The organism is Pelagibius sp. (assembly GCF_965249265.1).
In the GTDB taxonomy this organism is placed as follows: domain Bacteria; phylum Pseudomonadota; class Alphaproteobacteria; order Kiloniellales; family Kiloniellaceae; genus Pelagibius.
The window spans coordinates 1,386,889-1,404,846 of sequence record NZ_OZ252224.1 but is presented as its reverse complement, the minus strand read 5'-3'; the positions used below and the strand labels follow the sequence as shown (position 1 = coordinate 1,404,846).

General features: G+C 62.1%; 16 protein-coding genes and 1 tRNA gene. 7 read left to right on the top strand and 10 right to left on the bottom strand.

What is annotated here, in order from left to right:
* Nucleotides 1-4 precede the first annotated feature (4 nt).
* The 3 genes from ACP146_RS06705 (at nt 5) to ACP146_RS06695 (ending at nt 3,439) form a co-directional block, all read left to right on the top strand.
* Nucleotides 5-346, top strand: a complete 342-nt coding sequence (locus tag ACP146_RS06705) for a c-type cytochrome (protein WP_422365994.1) — start codon at nt 5-7, stop codon at nt 344-346.
* 68 nt (nt 347-414) lie between these two features.
* Nucleotides 415-1,305 carry a peptidoglycan-binding protein gene (locus tag ACP146_RS06700; RefSeq protein ID WP_422365993.1) on the top strand — a complete coding sequence of 297 codons (891 nt, stop codon included), beginning with the start codon at nt 415-417 and terminating at the stop codon, nt 1,303-1,305.
* A gap of 178 nt (nt 1,306-1,483) precedes the next feature.
* Nucleotides 1,484-3,439 carry a PAS domain-containing sensor histidine kinase gene (locus ACP146_RS06695; RefSeq protein ID WP_422365992.1) on the top strand — a complete coding sequence of 652 codons (1,956 nt, stop codon included), beginning with the start codon at nt 1,484-1,486 and terminating at the stop codon, nt 3,437-3,439.
* A 72-nt stretch (nt 3,440-3,511) separates the two neighbouring features.
* On the opposite strand, the gene pta is transcribed toward ACP146_RS06695, so the two are convergent.
* Entirely contained in the window at nt 3,512-4,510 is a 999-nt protein-coding gene (pta, locus tag ACP146_RS06690) for a phosphate acetyltransferase (protein WP_422365991.1), read from the bottom strand.
* Between the two features lie 17 nt (nt 4,511-4,527).
* Nucleotides 4,528-6,306, bottom strand: a complete 1,779-nt coding sequence (gene xsc, locus ACP146_RS06685) for a sulfoacetaldehyde acetyltransferase (RefSeq protein ID WP_422365990.1) — start codon at nt 6,304-6,306, stop codon at nt 4,528-4,530.
* 471 nt (nt 6,307-6,777) lie between these two features.
* Between xsc and ACP146_RS06680 the strand changes: the two genes are divergently transcribed.
* Entirely contained in the window at nt 6,778-6,978 is a 201-nt protein-coding gene (locus ACP146_RS06680; RefSeq protein ID WP_422365989.1) for a hypothetical protein, read from the top strand.
* 166 nt (nt 6,979-7,144) lie between these two features.
* Here the strand turns inward: ACP146_RS06680 and ACP146_RS06675 are convergent, their stop codons facing one another.
* The 6 genes from ACP146_RS06675 to ACP146_RS06650 form a co-directional block, all read right to left on the bottom strand.
* Nucleotides 7,145-7,915, bottom strand: coding sequence for a caspase family protein (locus ACP146_RS06675; RefSeq protein WP_422365988.1), 771 nt, complete (start codon nt 7,913-7,915; stop codon nt 7,145-7,147).
* 25 nt (nt 7,916-7,940) lie between these two features.
* Nucleotides 7,941-8,330, bottom strand: a complete 390-nt coding sequence (locus tag ACP146_RS06670) for a TIR domain-containing protein (protein WP_422365987.1) — start codon at nt 8,328-8,330, stop codon at nt 7,941-7,943.
* Between the two features lie 322 nt (nt 8,331-8,652).
* Nucleotides 8,653-8,729 (bottom strand) — tRNA-Met (locus ACP146_RS06665).
* A gap of 215 nt (nt 8,730-8,944) precedes the next feature.
* On the bottom strand, nt 8,945-9,256 hold the full coding sequence (locus ACP146_RS06660) for an SCP2 sterol-binding domain-containing protein (RefSeq protein ID WP_422365986.1): 312 nt from the start codon (nt 9,254-9,256) through the stop codon (nt 8,945-8,947).
* Nucleotides 9,257-9,287: 31 nt separating this feature from the next.
* Nucleotides 9,288-10,454 carry a tRNA 2-thiouridine(34) synthase MnmA gene (gene mnmA / locus ACP146_RS06655; RefSeq protein WP_422365985.1) on the bottom strand — a complete coding sequence of 389 codons (1,167 nt, stop codon included), beginning with the start codon at nt 10,452-10,454 and terminating at the stop codon, nt 9,288-9,290.
* A gap of 81 nt (nt 10,455-10,535) precedes the next feature.
* Nucleotides 10,536-11,936 carry an alpha/beta fold hydrolase gene (locus tag ACP146_RS06650; protein ID WP_422365984.1) on the bottom strand — a complete coding sequence of 467 codons (1,401 nt, stop codon included), beginning with the start codon at nt 11,934-11,936 and terminating at the stop codon, nt 10,536-10,538.
* Nucleotides 11,937-12,074: 138 nt separating this feature from the next.
* Between ACP146_RS06650 and ACP146_RS06645 the strand changes: the two genes are divergently transcribed.
* Nucleotides 12,075-12,548 carry a DUF302 domain-containing protein gene (locus ACP146_RS06645; RefSeq protein WP_422365983.1) on the top strand — a complete coding sequence of 158 codons (474 nt, stop codon included), beginning with the start codon at nt 12,075-12,077 and terminating at the stop codon, nt 12,546-12,548.
* An 80-nt stretch (nt 12,549-12,628) separates the two neighbouring features.
* Nucleotides 12,629-13,939 (top strand): adenylate/guanylate cyclase domain-containing protein, encoded by a 1,311-nt coding sequence (locus ACP146_RS06640; RefSeq protein WP_422365982.1) that lies wholly within the window; start codon nt 12,629-12,631, stop codon nt 13,937-13,939.
* Nucleotides 13,940-14,074: 135 nt separating this feature from the next.
* On the opposite strand, the gene ACP146_RS06635 is transcribed toward ACP146_RS06640, so the two are convergent.
* Nucleotides 14,075-15,004 carry a LysR family transcriptional regulator gene (locus ACP146_RS06635; protein WP_422365981.1) on the bottom strand — a complete coding sequence of 310 codons (930 nt, stop codon included), beginning with the start codon at nt 15,002-15,004 and terminating at the stop codon, nt 14,075-14,077.
* Nucleotides 15,005-15,249: 245 nt separating this feature from the next.
* On the opposite strand from ACP146_RS06635, the gene ACP146_RS06630 reads away from it, so the two are divergent.
* Complete coding sequence (locus ACP146_RS06630; protein WP_422365980.1) at nt 15,250-16,434, top strand: carboxymuconolactone decarboxylase family protein; 1,185 nt, start codon at nt 15,250-15,252, stop codon at nt 16,432-16,434.
* A gap of 34 nt (nt 16,435-16,468) precedes the next feature.
* Here the strand turns inward: ACP146_RS06630 and ACP146_RS06625 are convergent, their stop codons facing one another.
* Entirely contained in the window at nt 16,469-17,767 is a 1,299-nt protein-coding gene (locus tag ACP146_RS06625; RefSeq protein ID WP_422365979.1) for a hemolysin family protein, read from the bottom strand.
* Nucleotides 17,768-17,958 lie beyond the last annotated feature (191 nt).

The following is a 17,958-nucleotide window of genomic DNA, read 5'->3' as shown; positions in this document are numbered from 1 at the left end:
GCCCATGCATCCGATCCGATCGACTTTTCTGCTGACGGGGCTGTTCGCCCTTGCGGCAAGCGCCCTGCCCACAGAGGTTCTCGGCGCCGACGCCGAGGCCGGACGCCAGAAGGCCCGGCAATGCCAGACCTGCCATGGCCTCGACGGTATCGCCAAAATCCCCATCGCGCCCCATATCGCCGGAGAGAACGAGATCTATCTGATCACGCAGTTGAAAGCCTTCCGCTCCGGCAAACGGACCCATGAGATCATGTCGGTGGTTGCCGAAACCCTGAGCGACGAGGACATGGCCGACCTAGCCGCCTGGTATGCGTCCATTAAGATCACGGCCACACTGCCGGAGTAGCCGCAAGCCGCAGAATCCTGCGCCTTTCGCGCGCTGGCGCGGCGAGGCAAATCAACTAAAATGACCGGATGCACGGATTCCTGCATCACACCGCCGCCCGGGCCGTCAGCCTTGCAATCCTCTTGTTCCTGGCGGCTGCGAGCGTCAATGGTCTGGCCGCAACGGAACCGGGGCTGACGGATCCCGAGTTGCAGGAGCTGGAGTCTTTGTTGCGGGACCTGGGGTTTGACCCCGGCGCCGTCGACGGCGTCGTTGACGACGCCACGCTGGCGGCAATCGGCCGTTACCAGGACTTCGCCTCCCTGCCCGGTGATCCGGAAGCCAACCAAGCCCTTCTCACCGAGTTGCGCGGCGTCGCCGCCGCCTTTGCCGCCCTTCGAAACCCGGTGGAGCCTGTGCCCGAACCGGCGGCCGCCATTGAACCCGAAACAACGGTTTCAAACCCGCCGGACGGAGGCACCCTCGAGACGACCGAACCCGATGCGCCGGAGCCTGTCGAGACCGGGAAAGTGATCGTGCCGCCGCCGCCGGCGCCACCCAAACTGAAGCCGCAGGTCGCTGCTCTGCCGCCGGCCACATCCGTCCAGGAAAACGAAAGGGCAGAGTCCTCCGCAGTAGATACGGATGAGCAAGTCCGCGACGAAATCGATCCGGCAGCCGAGCGCCAAGCAAGGATAGACGCGGCGCTGCAACCGCACCGCCAAGCCCTGGCCGACGGCAGCCTTACCCGCACGGAGCTGGCCCGGCAGTTCAATCAGGAAGGCCGGCAGCTTCTGGCCGCCGCCGACTACGAGGCAGCCATCATCAGGTTCGATGTCGCGATCTTTCTCGATGCGGGCTTTGCCGGTGCATACTCAAATCGGGGCACGGCCCATGAACTGATGGGCGACCGCGAGACGGCCCTTGACGACTTCGACCAGGCTAAACGACTGGGATTCGGCGGCTTTCGAAGCAACTGAGGCAAACGATCCCGCCGCGACCGACGCCCTCGGAAGGCGATTCTCGGCGCAATAATCACCCGATGATTGCCGTCCGCGGTTCAAAGGATTAACCCGCGTCGACTCCCGAATTAACCAAAACTGAATGCAATCGACCTAGGGTTGGCGGGCGTCTCCCCCGCAACAGGAACCTTCCGGCATGACCGCCCGGCTCCGATCGGTGGCTCAGAGTTTCAGCCTTCTCAGATCCCGGCTCAGCCGACGGATCGCGCTGTTCGTCTGCCTGAGCTTCCTGCTGGTTGAAGCCGCCATCCTGATCCCCTCCTATCTGAATCTCCGCAGCAGTCTCTACGACAATCTCGAAAAAGACGTGCTGACAATAACGCAGTTGACCCTGAACCTGCATGAGGGCGAAGACCTGGCGCTGACGCTGAACCGAAACTGGCCGGCCTTTCAGAACATCGGTGTAAGCGGGCTCGCCGTCTTCGACGCGCAAGGCCGCATGCTGGAGGCCATGGGCGATCCCGTTGTCCTGGTTCCTGATATCAGACCATCGTCGGCCAGCCCTGCGCGGAAGACAAACACGCTGTCGCGTAAAGGCGGCGATGGCGGGACGGTCCAGCGGCGTTTCCGAGAACAACTTGGCTTCTACGCCATTCTCTGGCCAAGCGACCACCTTGGTCTGCCTTACATCGTCTCGGCCCGTATCGGCACTCAGACCATTGACGCCGAGCTCTTGGCTTTCGTTTTGAGGATCGGCGGCTTGGTATTGATCCTGGCTGCCGTTGTTTCGGCCGCCACCATCACCGTTCTGGGCCGGGAAGTGCTGTCACCGGTTTTGGCCATCCATAGGAATCTCATGGCCGCTCACGCCGACCCAAGCCATGCAGACGCCTACAAATTGCAGACCGGCGCGCGCACCGAGATTGGCGAAACCGTCACCGCTCTGAACGCGCTGCTTGACCGGCTGGCCAACCTGCGGCGCAGCGACCTGCGCGAACAGGAGCAACGCTTCGAAGACTTCGCCAAATCAAGTTCCGACTGGTTCTGGGAAATGGACCGGGATCTTCGCTTTTCTTTCTTCTCAGAACGGTTCAGCGAGGTGACCGGCGTGGATGAGCGCGAGTTGCTTGGCAAGACACGCCAGGAGACCGGCATCCCAGGCGTCGAGCAGAAGGTATGGGAAGAGCATCTGACGGCTCTGGCCAACCATCAGCCGTTCAGGAATTTCACGCACCCCAGAGAAAAGGTGGACGGGACCGTCGTCTGGCTGGCGATCAGCGGAACACCGGCCTTCGACGAGCAGGGCAATTTCACCGGCTATCGCGGCACGGGCCGCGATATCACCGCCGAGATCGAGCTTCACAACAAACTGCGCGGCGCCAAGGAACTCGCCGAAGCAGCCAACCGCACCAAGTCGGAGTTCCTGGCCAATATGAGCCACGAGCTGCGCACCCCCCTGAACGCCATCATCGGGTTCTCGGAACTCATGCTGGTCACAGCCAAGGCCGACACCAGCAGTCAGCAGCAGGAGTATCTGACAGACATTCACGACGCCGCGCACCACCTGCTGTCCCTGATCAACGACATCCTCGACCTCTCGAAGATCGAGGCCGGGGCCAGCGAGTTGAACGAAGAAGTCGTCGACGCCGCGGAAGTCGCCGAATCCGTCTTGCGCGTGGTCAGAGAACGCGCGGACAAGGCAGGGGTCGCCCTCACCTTCACCCAGGAAGAGCCGCTCCCGCCGATATTCGTCGACGAGCGCAAGCTGAAGCAGGCGCTTTTGAACCTCTTGACGAACGCGATCAAGTTTACCGAGGAGAGCGGGTTCGTGACCTTGAAGATCAAGTCTGCGGCAGATAGCGGCTTCATCTTCCAGGTTGCCGACAGCGGCATCGGCATGGCGCCGGAAGACGTGCCCAAGGCATTGCGCAAATTCGGCCAGGTCGACAGCGACCTGAATCGCCGCTACGAAGGCACCGGCCTTGGCCTGCCGTTGACCAAGGCCCTTATCGAGATGCATCAGGGCACGCTCGAGGTAAAAAGCAAACGCGGCAAGGGCACCACCGTGACTCTGCGTCTGCCCGCGATCCGCATCGTGCATGGGGACATGCAGCCGGCGTCTCTGCCGCCATCGCAAAGCGCGGCTGAGTAACCCACCCCCGCGGAACTGTAACTCCCGGCAGAATTGACGGTCCAAAAAGGCTGGAAAAGACGGTATCGCTGGCTACTGCGTTGCCGCCTGCACGCTGGTGACGCCGATGATGTGATAGACGTCTTCGGCGCTACAGCCCCGGGAGAGATCGTTCGCCGGCTTGGCGAGGCCTTGCAGGATCGGGCCGATCGCCGCTGCGCCGCCGATACGATGGGCAATTTTGTAGCCGATATTGGCCGCCTCCAAGTTTGGGAAAACCATCACATTGGCTTCCCCTTCAAGCGGCGAGTCCACGGCCTTTGACGCGGCGACCGCGGGTACGAAGGCGGCATCGAACTGAATGTCGCCATGGATGATCAGATCCGGCCGCTGCGACTTGACCAGATCGGCCGCGGCAATCACGCGGTCGACGCGGGCATGGCTGGCACTGCTGTCGGTCGAGAACGACAGCATGGCGACACGGGGCACCTCTCCGATCAGAGCGCGGAACGAATCCGCCGAAGATATCGCGATCTCCGCCAGTTCCGCCACACTCGGCTCGACGATCAATCCGCAGTCTGCGAAGGCGAGTGCGCCCTTCTTCGCGTGGTGGGGCTCGCAAAGCAGCATCAGGAAAAAGCTCGAGACGGTCTTCACCCCCGGCGCCGGGCCGATGATTTGGAAGGCCGTGCGCACCGTATCGGCAGTGGTCGCCACCGCGCCCGCGACGGTGCCCGCCGCGTCGCCCTGCCGAACCATCATGGCCGCAAACTTCAGGGGATCGGCCATGGCCGCGCGCGCGGCCCCGCGGTCGATGCCCTTATGTTTGCGAAGGTCGAAGTAGGCGGCTGCATAGGCTTCTGTCTGAGCCGCCTCGGCGGGGTCGACGATGTCGAAATCCGCCGGGTTTGCTCCGACCAACGCGAGCCTTTCCGCGATTACTCCCGGGTTACCGAGAAGCACGATTTTCGCAAGACCATCGCGCGTGGCCTTGGCCGCGCCCTCGATGATCCGCGGGTCCTCACCCTCGGCCAGGACGATGCGCTGCGGCGCCCTGACCGCCGCAGCGAGAAGATCGTCCAAGGGTTTCATCGGCCGCTACCGGCCGCTCAAGCCCCCTGCTGAGGGCGCATGTCGTCCTTGCTGATACCGGCAACCACAACGGGCTTCTTCATGGCGTCGCGGCGGAAAGGTTCGCCCAGTTCCTGGTTCAAAACCACTTCCAGGAAGGTGGTTTCGTTGTTTTCCATCTGGCCCTTCACCGCGGCACGCAGCGCCTCGGTCAGCTCGTCCATGGTCCGGACCTGCACGCCTTTCAGGCCGCAGCCTTCGGCAATCTTGGCGTACTCGACACCGAGATTGAGTTCGGTGCCGACGAAGTTGTCGTCGTACCACAGCGTGGTGTTACGCTTCTCCGCGCCCCACTGGTAATTGCGGAAGATCACCATGGTGATCGGCGGCCAGTCGTTGCGGCCACAGGCGGTCATCTCGTTCATGGAGATGCCGAAGGCACCGTCACCGGCAAAACCGATCACCGGCACGTCGGGGCGGCCGATCTTGGCCCCCAGGATCGAGGGGAAACCGTAACCGCAGGGCCCGAAGAGACCCGGCGCCAGATACTTCCGTCCCTCTTCGAAGGTCGGATAAGCGTTGCCGATGGCGCAGTTGTTGCCGATATCGGAGGAGATGATGGCATCGCGCGGCATGGCGGCCTGGATGGCGCGCCAGGCCATACGCGGCGACATGTGTTCCGGCTGGCGCTTGCGCGAACGCTCGTTCCAGTTGGTGCCCGGATCATCGTCCTCGTGGTCCATGGAGGACAGAGTCTGCAGCCAGCGCGACTTGGTCTCGGCGATCGTCTCCTTGCGCTGGGTGCGGTCCTGGTCGCCGGCATTGGCCGCCAGCAGTTCGAGGATCTGCTCAGCCACCGCCTTGGCGTCGCCCTGGATACCGACCGTGACCTTCTTGGTGAGGCCGATACGGTCGGCGTTGATGTCGACCTGGATGATCTTGGCGTCCTTGGGCCAGTAGTCGATGCCGTAGCCCGGCAGCGTCGAGAAGGGATTGAGCCGCGTGCCCAGCGCCAGCACCACGTCGGCCTTGGCGATCAGTTCCATCCCGGCCTTGGAGCCGTTGTAGCCGAGCGGGCCGGCGAAGAGCGGATGCGAGCCGGGGAAAGCGTCGTTGTGCTGATAGCCGCAGCAGACCGGCGCGTCGAGACGCTCCGCCAGGGCCTTTGAGGCCTCGATGGCGCCGCCGATGACCACACCGGCGCCGTTCAGGATCACCGGGAATTTGGCTTTCGACAGCAACTGCGCCGCTTCGGCGATGGCCGCCCGGCCGCCGGAGGGCCGCTCGAACTGCACGCGCTGCGGCAGGTCGACGTCGATCACCTGAGTCCAGAAGTCACGCGGCACGTTGATCTGCGCTGGCGCGCAGCCGCGCCAGGCCTTTTCGATCACCCGGTTCAGGACTTCAGGAATGCGCGAGGGATCGCGGACCTCTTCCTGGTAGCAGACCATGTCCTCGAAGAGGGCCATCTGCTCGATCTCCTGGAAGCCGCCCTGGCCGATGGTCTTGTTGGCCGCCTGCGGCGTCACCAGCAGCATCGGCGTGTGGTTCCAGTAGGCAGTCTTGATCGGCGTCACGAAGTTGGTGATGCCTGGCCCGTTCTGGGCGATGGCCATGGACATCTTGCCGGTGGAGCGGGTGTAGCCGTCGGCGATCATGCCGGCGCTGGTTTCGTGGGCGCAGTCCCAGAACTTGATTCCGGCCGCCGGGAAGAGGTCGGAAATCGGCATCATGGCCGAACCGATAATCCCGAAAGCGTGCTCGATGCCATGCATCTGCAGAACCTTCACGAAAGCCTCTTCGGTCGTCATTTTCATTTTCTGAGATTCCTTGTTCTTGGATACGCCCCATCGGCGGCTCGACTGCCCGGTTTTTGAGACCGGGGCGCGGCGCGCGCTTCATCAGCGCAAGATCTGTAGTTCAGGCGCCGTCAGCCCTGGCCTGCCCTATGATATAGAGCAGCCGCGGGGCCAATCCCAAGAGCCAATTGAGCCAGCCCTATGGAGCCAAGGGAGCCAGCGACGCGCAGGGAGTCTCAATAACAACACCAAATGCAAACAAGGCCCTGTCCCTCTCGGGTCAAGGCCTTGTTTTCGTTGGTAACGGGGGAACGCTACCACCGGCAGCAACCCAAACCCGCAGTCATCGTAATTGCAGCTTAAAATCGCAGCGGCAGCGGCTCCCAGGCTCTGAGGCCGCCCGCCTCTTCCATGTTGCCTAGAAGCCGCGGTGCGATCGCCCGTTCATAGACCGTCCGGCAGGCGCCACAGCGCGCCAAGATGTCGGGAATGGCAATGCACATCATCGCGCCGGTGTCGGTCGTAACGATCGCCTATGATAATCAGCTCACGCCGCATGGTGCCTCGGTCGCCCTGGCCGATGCTTTAGCAGACCCTGACCTTCTCGATCACGAGGCCTTCGAAGATCCGGCAAATCTCAGGCACATCGTTGCCAGAAAGGGCTGTCTAGATGCGGCCGTCGTTCGCTAATCGCCAATAGTAACGGCCAGAAGGAGTTAGCTGACAAGACTTCGATTGCATCGCAGCTTCGTACATGTGCTCGCAGCCACAGGGGACGACGAGATGTAATCCTCTAAGGCCCTGCAGGGTTCTAAAATCCTCAACATGGGCAGGGTCTGGCGATTCAGAAGTCGGCTCATATGAGGGATCGAGAGCAAGTTCTTCGGCGGGCAGTGGGAAAAGCGAGGGCAACCTCCGCAAAGTGCCAAGATCGATCGGGGGATTGCAACGGCGAAGCGGAGCCAATCGCGACACATGTGACTTCAATAACGGCCGCTGCTCCCATGCACCTAGCGCAGCATCCACATAAGAGTACACTGCTGGCGCAGTCACATTTCCAAGAATATCGGCAGCCCCCCCCGTTAAGCGCGTCAACAACCAATGAAGTGAAGACGCCGCCTCCTCCAGCTTCAACGGACGGCTCATCTCCCCTACTCGCCGTGAGAACAGACAGGCCCTCGCGGAGCACTGCCCGGGCATTATCAATGTCCGGCGGATTGCCCAGGTTCCCCGAATAACAACAATCAAGGAATACCACGACCTCCGAAACCTGAGAGTTGCTTGCCAACCGCAACACCTCACTCATAGCAACACCTTCATCATACTTTTCGGCGTCTTGGGTCACGAGGTAACCGTCTAGGTCATTGACGGTACCGTGGCCAGAGAAATGCAGGAGGGCAACATCGGCTTTAGCTCGAAACAAGTCTTCAATCGCTTGGCGCAAGATGGACCTAGTCACCAGCATTGGCGCGCTTCCTGCCGAGGCAACGAGTCTACGACAATCGAAGTTCCGCGATCCATCATCATGCGTGGAAAGCACTGACGCCATACGATTAGTATCGTTGACACAGCCTTGAAGAGAACCAGCGGGATATTCATCGATCCCAACAAGCAGGGCGCGCCTCATGACCGATCCTTACGCTCAGTGCGGACTACCGGGCGCCGCCGATGAGCGCCCTGAGATTATCCCACGTCCACTTGTAGACTTTGTCCGAACCAAGCGCCGTCGTCGGCTTGGTACATGTCAAGTTCGGCCTTCCCCACAACAGAAAATAGGGCTTTCTTTCCTCGCGGCTGATCTGAAGCTCAGTCGCCACTCCGGTGGCGGTGTGCGTATGCCGTCCGCAAATAACGATCGCCAGATCGGTTCTCCGAATACGGGAACGGACCTTGGCTTTCCAGTCGCCTGTCATCGGCTCCTTCACTGACCAGTCTTGCAACACGAACGGTGTAGCCGGATTCTTTGCCTGCCCCGCGAGCATTACCCTTAGATCCTCATCGTGATCATAATCGAAGCTAATAAAAGCCCTGCGCGCTGCCATCTGTAGTTCCTTGATCCGTACGCGTCTTAAGAGAATAAGTTACCATACCTCTCCAGCATGAGAACACCTTGTGGATGGGCGGGTTTGGTGAGGACGAACCAGATCTGCTCGCCTGAACCTTCCTCTGCCCGCCTCTCAAACCTCGAACAGATCGGGCACATTCGCCCGCCTCAATGCTGCACGAATGCTGCATTCTTCACAGGCAGCTGCGGGAAAGCGCGGGATTTTTGCGGATTTTCGGCGGGAAACAAGAATGCAACAAGGGCCGGCAAATTGGCCGGCCCTTGAGGCTCTAAGCGACTGATTTCACAGCGCTTTCATTTGGTAGCGGGGGAGGGACTTGAACCCCCGACACGCGGATTATGATTCCGCTGCTCTAACCAGCTGAGCTACCCCGCCATAGGGTGTCGGCAGCCTATCACGGGCGCCGCGCTGCGATATATGGCCTCCCCCCTGCGCTGTCAAGCCGATTGGCTCCGCCGGCAGGGTCCCAGGCGGCGGTCATCCTTCGAGACGGCGCTTTTGCGCCTCGTCAGGATGAGGTCGACGCCATCTGCTCCAAGGCCTCACCCTGAGGAAGGCGCGCAGCGCCTGTCTCGAAGGGCGAGAGGCCCTCAATCGCCCAGCATGGCAGCGAGCTTCATGGCGACGCCCATGGAGCCCTCGATCTTCAGCTTGCCGGTCATATAGGCCAGGGTCGGGTCGAGGTTGCCCTCCAGCAGCTTGCCAAGGTCGTCCAGGCCGAAGCGCAGGGTGGTGTCGGCCTCCGGGGCCGTGCCGTCGACCGGCGCGATTTCCGCCGGGGTGCCGGTGCCGTCCCAGAGGATGGCCCCGTCGTCGCCCAGGTCGAAAACCACCCGGTAGCCGAGCGGCGCATTCATCGCCGCCTGGGACTTCAATTGCTCGACCAGATTTTCCAGGGACATGGTTGGGCGCTCCTCCGACGGGTCTTTGTTTTCAAACCGCCGCAGCGGCAGTTGTCGTTTCCCGGTTCGGCACGCCCGCTTTAGCCCGGCTTTCCGCCGCGACGATCCAGCCGCCGCCGAGCACCCGCTCGCCGTCGTAACAGACGGCTGCCTGGCCCGGGGCGATGCCGAACTGCGGTTCGTCCAGCACGACTTCGGCAGCACCGTCGTGCCGCATGAAGATCCGCGCCGGCGCCGGCTCGCTGACCGAGCGCAGCTTTACCGCGACCGCCCTGCCCTCCGCTGGGATCTCCGTCGCCGGCAGCCAGTTGAGGCTGCGCAGGATCACCGCGTCCCGGGCCAGGGCCGCCTTGGGGCCGACGATGACGCGGCGCGCCTCCGGCTCCAGCCGGACCACGAACAGCGGCTCGGTCTCGCCGCCGAGGCCGAGGCCGCGGCGCTGGCCGATGGTGTAATGGATGATCCCCTCGTGGCGGCCCATGACGCGGCCGTCGACATGGACGATCTCGCCGGGGTCGGCGGCGCCGGGGCGCAGCTTCTGCACCACCGAGGCATAGGAGCCCTGGGGCACGAAGCAGATGTCCTGGCTGTCCGGCTTGTCGGCCACGGCGAGGCCGTGGCGCTCGGCCTCCGCCCGCACCCGGTCCTTCTCCAGCCCGCCCAGGGGGAAGCGCAGAAAGTCCAGCTGTTCGCGGGTGGTGGCGAAAAGGAAATAGCTCTGGTCGCGGCGCTTGTCGACGGCGCGGTGCAGTTCGGCGCCCTCCGGCCCCATCCGGCGCTGCACATAGTGGCCGGTGGCCAGGCAGTCAGCCCCCAGATCGCGGGCCGTCGCCAGCAGGTCACGGAACTTGACCGTCTGGTTGCAGCTCACGCAGGGGATCGGCGTCTCGCCGCGCAGGTAGCTGTCGGCGAAATCCTCCATCACCGAATCACGAAAGCGGCTCTCGTAGTCCAGCACATAGTGCGGAATGCCCAGGTTCTCCGCCACCCGGCGGGCGTCATAGATGTCCTGGCCGGCGCAGCAGGCACCCTTCTTGGCCACCGCCGCGCCGTGATCATAGAGCTGCAGGGTGATGCCGACGACGTCATAGCCCTCGGCATGCAAAAGCGCCGCCGTGACCGAGGAATCCACCCCGCCGGACATCGCCACCACCACCCGGGTGGCCCCAACCGCCTTGTCTATACCCATGGAATTCATGAGGCCGGACTATAGGCAAAGCGGCCACCAGCGCAAGGGGCGGCAGGGGTACCAGGATATCGCCCGAAAAGGATCGAAGTCCTATTCTTCCTTCAGGATGGCGGCGATGCGGTCGAGCGGCTGCGGTTGCCGGTTGAGGTCCAGAGATACGGAAAAATGGCCCTGAGGGCGGATGAAGAGATTATCGGTCGGCACCCCCCAGCGCCGCGCCAGGGCGAGCCCGCCGTCGAAGGGGGTCACGCTATCGGCCTCCCCCAGGGTCATCACGATGCGCGCCGCCGGCATGGCCGGGACGCCACGGGGTTCCAGAAGGGGGGCGTAGCGGCCAAGGTCTTCCGGCGACCAGCCGGCCCGGGCGAGCGCCGCCGGATAGTCAACGGCGCGCGCCAGGCTGCCGGTCATGGCGACATCGAGTGCGTTGCCGCTGGTCGCCACCAGCAGCAGGGCATCGGGCCGCATGGTCTCCGGCCAGTCGCCCGCGGCCACCGCGGTCAACTGGCTGGTCAGAGCACCCAGGCTAACCCCGCCGATGGCAATCCGGCGGCTGCCGTTCTGCCGCGCCCAGGCGGTCATCACGCCGGCCTCGGCGGCCCAGGAGGAGAACAGCTTCAGGAAACCTTCGGGCCCCAGGGCCATGGCCGGTTCGCCCCCATAGCAGCCGGCGATCCGCCGGCGGCCATGCCAGGGGCCCTCCGGCCGGATCACCCGCAGTCCCTTGCGCAGCAGGCTGGCGGTGCTGTCGATGGCGCCGGACCAGAAATCCAGTTCCATCCCGATGCCGTGCAGATTGATGAAGCTGGGCGGGTTCTCGACATCAGCCGGCTCGAAAACCCTTGCCCAGGCGGTATCGTCGGGCAGACCGGGCGAAGGGAAGCGCAGCCAGCGCTCCGGCCCGAAGGGACCGGGCACCGGATGAGAGACCTCGACCGGCGACAGCGGCGCGGCCGATCCCTTCCCGGCTGGCGGAGCGATACAGGTGCCGGCACTGCCCAGCCAGTCTTGCGGTGGCGCAAAGTCGTTGGGTGATGTCATCCGCCAGCGGACCTGGGCGGCACGCCGACGGATCGGCGTAAAGCCCGACCTGGCCGCCATCAAGGCAGAGGCAGCGGCAAGACGGGCTCGTTCACGGGCGACCAAAACACTGTCCGAGGGGGCAACCGGGGCGAAGAGAGCCTCCAACCAGCGCTCATCAGCGCTGCGGTAATCGCGTGCGCGCTGCCGGGTCTTGGCGATGGCACGGCGCAGTCTGCTGCCGGTCAGACCACCGGGGAAGGCCGTCAGCCCGCAGGCCTCGGCAAAGGCCGCTTCGTCATCCGGATGGGCCAGGGCAGCCGCCCAGGCCCGCGACAACGGCAGGTACCAGCGGCTGACGGCATGCAGCGCCAGCCGGTCGTACCAGGGCCGCATGACCAGGGCACCGAGAGGGTTCCAATCCAAGGGGTTGCTGCGCGGAACCGGCAGCTTCGAATCGCGTTCCGTCATAGCGCGCGAGCATAGCCGCCGCGCGTTCAATTCACAGGAAATTTATGGCGGTCGGTATCCGGGGGGCCGCTACACTTGCCGGCGCCTTCCCGCAAGACCAAGACCTGACAAGACCAGGACCTGAGGAGACTGCCGCCCATGCGACGACGACTGGCCAGCGCTTTGTTTGCGCTTCTGCTCGCTTTCCCCGCGCTCGCCCCCGCCGCCGAGTTGCCCGGCTGGAAGGTCATGAAGACAGCGCACAGCTATCCAGTGCTGGTGGAGCGCCTGGAACAGGCGATCGCCGACAACAAGATGGGTCTCGTCAGTCGCGCCAGCGCCACCCTCGGCGCCAAGCGGGCGCTGAACAAAACGATTCCCGGCAACATGGTGATCGGCGTCTATCGGCCCGATTTTGCCGTGCGGATGCTGGAGGCCAGCCTCGCCGCCGGCATCGAAGCACCGATCCGGTTTTATGTCACCGAGAACGCCGACGGCACCGCCGGCCTCAGCTACAAGACGCCGAGCGCCGTCTTCGCGCCTTATGAAGACGGCGGCGCGGCGCTGAAAGACCTGGCGGGGGAACTCGACGGTATCTTTGCGCGTATTGCGGCACAGGCCGCAGGAGACTAACCGGGGGCCGCGCCGCCTGACGTTCCGGGGAATTCGCGGTATCCTGAGGTTCCTTGCTCAGGCCTCAGCGGCGGGACGATATGACCCTTGAACAAAGCGGTGAACAATCAGGCGAGAAATCAGCAGCGGCGCCGGTGCTGAAGCTCGACGGACTGGCCCTTTGGCTGGTTGAACGCGGCATGCAGGGCCTGCCGCTCGGCGAACAGATTGCCGGCTTCTGCCAGAGAGTCTTCGACAGCGGCTTTCCGATGAAGCGGGTATCGGTGGGCATGTACACGCTTCATCCCCGATATGGTTCCCACACTTTCGTCTGGCGGCCCGGCGACGACACCGTTGAGCACATACCGCGCGAACGCGCTGTCGTTGGTCATGACATCTACTTGAAGAGCCCGGTCCACTATCTGCGCAGCCGGGGCCTCCGAACGCTCCGCCGGCGGTTGGACGGCGGCGATACGGAGGAGTTCATTTTGTTCGGCGAGCTGCGCGCGGAGGGGTTTGTCGACTATGCCGCCTTCCTGGTGCCCTACGATCTCGGCCAGGCGGAGGCAATCGGCAAAGCGGCAGACACAGTCGGCGCCCCAACCAATCCAGACCGCGCTCTCGACGGGATCTTCTTTTCCTGTGCCACCGACCATCCGGAAGGCTTCGACGACGGGCAGCTCGATCAAGTCGCCCAGATGCTTCCCTACCTGGCGCTGTCAGCGAAATCGCGCCTGACCTACGACGTCGCCAGCACGGTGCTGGAGACCTATCTCGGCAGGGATGCCGGGCGCCGGGTTCTGACGGGGCAGATCGAGCGCGGCTCGGCCGAGGCGATCCGCGCCGTCATCTGGTTTTCCGATCTGCGCGGCTTCACCAAGCTGACCGACAGCCTGCCCCGCGACGAACTCATCGCCACGCTCGACGACTACCTGGAAGCCATGGCGGGCCCGGTGCAGAACAACGGCGGGCAGATCCTGAAGTTCATGGGCGACGGTCTGCTCGCGACCTTCGATCTGACCGGTCGCGACGAAGCGGCAGTCTGTGGGGAGGCGCTGAGGGCTGCGGCGGAACTGCGCCGCGCCTTTCCGGTCTTCAACGAGGTCCGCAGGCAGGAAGGCAAGCCGATCATGGACGTCGGCCTGGCCCTGCATCTGGGCGAGGTGCTCTACGGCAACATCGGCGCCAGCGAGCGTCTCGACTTCACGGTGGTCGGACCGGCGGTCAATGAAGCAAGCCGCATACAGACGCTTTGCCGCCCGCTCGAACGCAGCATTCTGATCTCCAGCACCTTCAAAGAAGCTGCGGACGAGGGTAATGCCGCTGCAGATTCTGGCGGGCTGATCTCCCTGGGCTTTCACGCACTCCGCGGCGTGCGCGAACCGCAGGAACTGTTTACGCTCGACGGCTGAGAGCCGGAGCACGTCGTGAATGGCATGCCAGCTGCAGCGCTCACCCGGTTGTCGCGCTGATTTGTAGAGTTCCCAAACATCGGCGCAGGCCGGAGTCAGGCAATGGAACCGCTGCTCTTCCGGGTTAACTGAGGTTTACTGCGACCTCGATATCCCAGGCTGAAACAGCGCGATCACTTGATCTGCGAGCCATTCATAACCGAGATCCCCCAAAATCCGCTTATGTATAGCAAGTGAGATTGTAAACCTCGGGCTTTTGAAAGGTGGGACCTCGGTTCGATAGCCAAGCGTATCGCTGAATTGGCTCAACACACGAGAGGGTTCGGTGGCAACCAACCCAGACGAGGCGACGAGCTGAGGGACGACAAGAAAAGTGTCTACCTTCAGTTTGATTGATCGCGTTGCATCGTGTGCAGCCAAAGCTGAATCCGTTAGGCCGGGTTCCGCGGGATTGCGAACAACATCAAGGTGATCCTGAGCAAGGTATGCCGACAAGGTGAGGCTGCCATTCCAGATGGGATGTGCATCGGCCGCCGCAATGAGCAGACTGTCTTCGAACAAGGGAATGGTCTCGATGTCAGCTGACGCAATGGGAATGTTTGCGATGGCCATGCTAACGACACCACGGTCGAGGGTTTCCATTACCTTCAGGCCATCGGTTTGGTGAATTTCAAGCCCAATACCGGGTCCGCCACCGACCAGCGCGTTTCTCAGATTTGGGAGCACAGTCAGCATCGCATAGTCGGGCATCGCCAAGGCGAAAGTTCGCGTTGATGTTGCTGGGTCGAAATCATGCCCAAGATGAACAATCTGCGTTGCTTGCACTAAGAGAGCACGGATCCGGGGCGCAACTTCGCGCGCAAACGGGGTTGCGGTGAGACCACCGTGTTCACGAACAAACAGCTTGTGGGAAAACAGATGACGGAGACGGGATAGGGCGTGACTGACCGCCGATTGGGTCAGGCAGAGCCTGTTAGCAGCCCCCACAGTACTGCCGGTTTCAAGAAGCGCGTTGAACACCTTAAGAAGGTTGAGATCAACCGTGTTTAACTGAATTTCATTCATTAAGGTGATCCAATTTATTCGTTTAATTCATTTTCTGCGTCTTAGTACAACGCTGCAACGCAAACGACAACGCACTGGCAGCGGAACATCACATGGCGAAGAGAAAATGGTCACAAGACAGCCGGCGGGCTTTTCTGAGCGCCGTCGGCCTAGGGTCGGCAAGCTGCATTATCGGCTCCAGGGCGCTCGCGTCCGCACGGGATCAAGTCCAGAGAACGAGCGAACGCTACCGACGTGGAGTCACCGTGCTGCGCGAAGTCGGCGGGGGCGGTTCTGATGCACCGATCAACACATTGGAGGAGGCGTCCCCAGACTTCGCCCGCTTCGTTGTGGAGTATGGCTACGGCGACGTCTTGGCGCGCCCCAATCTTGACCTGGTTACGCGCGAAGCTCTCACGGTTGCCTCTTTAATGATACAGGGCAACCATCCATTACCCACCCGCTTTCATGTCAACGGGTTCCTGAACGTCGGTGGCAAGCCCGAAGTGTTGGTGGAGCTTTGCTTTCTTGCAATAGGCGTCTGTGGTTTTCCGGCTGCGATCAACACCATCGCCGTGATTCGGGAGGTACTGAAGGAACGGGGCCAGCATGTGCCTCCGGTGCCAGTCGGTAAAAGGGACGGCACCGAGCGCCATCTGCGCGGGCTTCGAAACCTTGCCACTCATGGTGAGAACGGCCCACAGCGTTTTCGAGAGCTCGCTGAGACGTCGCCGGTATTCGCCAAGCTGTTGGTCGAGTTTGTCCACGGCGAGTTGCTAACACGCGACGGCCTTGACGCGAGAACAAAGTATTTGTCGGTCATCTCGATGCTGGCAACAGCCGGAAACAATCAGCAGTGGCTTAGAGACTATGTGACTTCTGCTTTGCGCCAGGGCGTAACTCGGGACGAAATCACTGAATCGATGATTCAACTGACCGTCTATACCGGCTTCCCAACCGCCCTGGTCGGTTTCTTCACCATTGTTGAGTTGTTCCGCAACATCGATGCGAATGTCGTTTCGCTTTCTGAATCCGCAAAGACTGTCGCCAGCGAACCATCAGAGGCCCATTCGGCGCGATTCAAGCGGGGAGCCGACACTTTGTCCGTTATCTCCGGCGGCACGGGGCAGGCAATTGTTGCAAGTTTTGAAGATATCGCGCCGGAAATTGGACGAATGATCGTAACCCATTCCTATGGCGATATTTTCTCACGGCCCGGCTTGCCGAAAAAGGTACGTGAGCTGACAGCGATTGCCAGCATGGCGTCGGTCGGAGCCATGACCTCCGAAATACCAATTCGGGTGCATATAGAGGCCGCGTTGAACGTTGGTGCGACACCGAATGAAGTTATCGAGACACTTCTCAATCTAATTCCATATGTTGGATACCCGAAGGTCGAGCGCGCCTTAGCGTTAGCGGGCAGTATTCTTCACGAACATGATTCAAACTGACGAGTGTGGCTGAGTGACTGTCGGCAGAGCCCGCCTATAATTCAGCGTCAGCGGCGAGCCGGACGAGAACCTTGTCTATGCGCCGGCCATCCATCTCGACGACCTCGAAGCATGCATTCTGGTAGAGAAAGCTCTCGCCGACAGTCGGCAAATGGTCAAGCTGCTGCAAAATGAAACCCGCAACGGTGTCGAAGCCACCCTGCTCTCGAAGACCGCGCAGGCTGACGCGGTCCTCGAACTCGTCTATGGGCAAGGTCCCGTCGACAAGCCAGGCTCCGTCGCTGCGTTGAACGATGAGCAGCTTGGCGGTTTCTCCCCCCTCCGGCAGGTCACCAGCAATCGACTCCAGAAGATCGGTCAAGGTTGCGACACCCTCGGTCACCCCATACTCGTCGACGACGACGGCCATGTGCACGCCTTCCAGGCGAAACCGTTCGATGAGCTTCAGGACGGAGAGGCGTTCGAGAACGATGAGGGCCGGTACCATCAGGGACTGCAGGGCAATGGGCTCATTCTTCAGCGCCAGCGGCAGAAGATCCTTGGTGTGAACCACGCCAACCGCCTTGTCGATTGAGCCATCGCAAACGAGCAGGCGTGAGAAGCGAGACGTTTCCGCCACGCGCATCAGCGTTTCGTGATCGGCTTGCGCATCGATCCACAAAACCTCGGCGCGCGGTGTCATAATGACCCGGACAGGCCGGTCGGCGAGGCGGAGCACCCCATCGATCATCTCGCGCTCCTGGGGTGCGAAGATGCCCGCGAGCGTTCCTTCGGCAATCAACGACTTAACCTCATCCTCGATTGCGCTCTCTTTGCGCATCGCGGAAAGCTTCATGAAGCGTAGAACCGCATCGGTCGAGACCTTGAGCAGCCAAACTGCGGGAGCGGCCAATTGGGACAGCAACTTCATGCGTCTGGCGACGCGCGAAGCAACCTTTTCCGGATTTGCCAGCGCGATACGCTTGGGCACCAGTTCGCCGACGATGAGGGAAAGGTAAGTGATCAAAATCACTGTCAGACCGATGGCGATCGTATCGCCGTGCGGTGCGACGGAGGGAAAAGTCTCGAGCCAATCGCCGAACCGATCGGCGAAGGTCGCGCCGCTGACCGCGCCGGCGAGGATCCCGACCAGCGTTATGCCAATCTGTATCGTTGAAAGGAATCGGGTCGGATCTTCGATCAGGAGAAGCGCAGTGCGCGCGCCCTTGTTGCCGAGGCCGGCCATGTGCTCAAGCCGGCTCTTACGGGACGACACCAAGGCAAGCTCCGACATCGCCAGTACGCCGTTCATGAGTATGAGCAGGAGCACGAAGACTATCTCAAGATACAGCATGTTCATCCAATCCAACGAAACAGGAGAGAGCCCCTACAGACCGCCGTCACCCTACCACGGCGGGACTGATGGCCAGAAGCGGCCCATGGCTGCCCACAGGTCAGGAGAGGTGTTTCAGGTCAAAAAGCAATGTTGGTTCCGGAATGGCATTCTTTCGCCCTTGGAAGCGATCCGGGAGGCCGACGGAGCGC

What these genes read in the sequence shown, in the direction of transcription:
- ACP146_RS06670 (WP_422365987.1), bottom strand. Translation starts at nt 8,330, where the DNA reads ATGGCAGCGCGCAGGGCTTTTATTAGCTTCGATTATGATCACGATGAG.
- ACP146_RS06675 (WP_422365988.1), bottom strand. Translation starts at nt 7,915, where the DNA reads ATGAGGCGCGCCCTGCTTGTTGGGATCGATGAATATCCCGCTGGTTCT.
- ACP146_RS06660 (WP_422365986.1), bottom strand. Translation starts at nt 9,256, where the DNA reads ATGTCCCTGGAAAATCTGGTCGAGCAATTGAAGTCCCAGGCGGCGATG.
- ACP146_RS06640 (WP_422365982.1), top strand. Translation starts at nt 12,629, where the DNA reads ATGACCCTTGAACAAAGCGGTGAACAATCAGGCGAGAAATCAGCAGCG.
- ACP146_RS06700 (WP_422365993.1), top strand. Translation starts at nt 415, where the DNA reads ATGCACGGATTCCTGCATCACACCGCCGCCCGGGCCGTCAGCCTTGCA.
- xsc (WP_422365990.1), bottom strand. Translation starts at nt 6,306, where the DNA reads ATGAAAATGACGACCGAAGAGGCTTTCGTGAAGGTTCTGCAGATGCAT.
- pta (WP_422365991.1), bottom strand. Translation starts at nt 4,510, where the DNA reads ATGAAACCCTTGGACGATCTTCTCGCTGCGGCGGTCAGGGCGCCGCAG.
- ACP146_RS06635 (WP_422365981.1), bottom strand. Translation starts at nt 15,004, where the DNA reads ATGAATGAAATTCAGTTAAACACGGTTGATCTCAACCTTCTTAAGGTG.
- ACP146_RS06645 (WP_422365983.1), top strand. Translation starts at nt 12,075, where the DNA reads ATGCGACGACGACTGGCCAGCGCTTTGTTTGCGCTTCTGCTCGCTTTC.
- mnmA (WP_422365985.1), bottom strand. Translation starts at nt 10,454, where the DNA reads ATGAATTCCATGGGTATAGACAAGGCGGTTGGGGCCACCCGGGTGGTG.
- ACP146_RS06705 (WP_422365994.1), top strand. Translation starts at nt 5, where the DNA reads ATGCATCCGATCCGATCGACTTTTCTGCTGACGGGGCTGTTCGCCCTT.
- ACP146_RS06625 (WP_422365979.1), bottom strand. Translation starts at nt 17,767, where the DNA reads ATGCTGTATCTTGAGATAGTCTTCGTGCTCCTGCTCATACTCATGAAC.
- ACP146_RS06695 (WP_422365992.1), top strand. Translation starts at nt 1,484, where the DNA reads ATGACCGCCCGGCTCCGATCGGTGGCTCAGAGTTTCAGCCTTCTCAGA.
- ACP146_RS06680 (WP_422365989.1), top strand. Translation starts at nt 6,778, where the DNA reads ATGGCAATGCACATCATCGCGCCGGTGTCGGTCGTAACGATCGCCTAT.
- ACP146_RS06650 (WP_422365984.1), bottom strand. Translation starts at nt 11,936, where the DNA reads ATGACGGAACGCGATTCGAAGCTGCCGGTTCCGCGCAGCAACCCCTTG.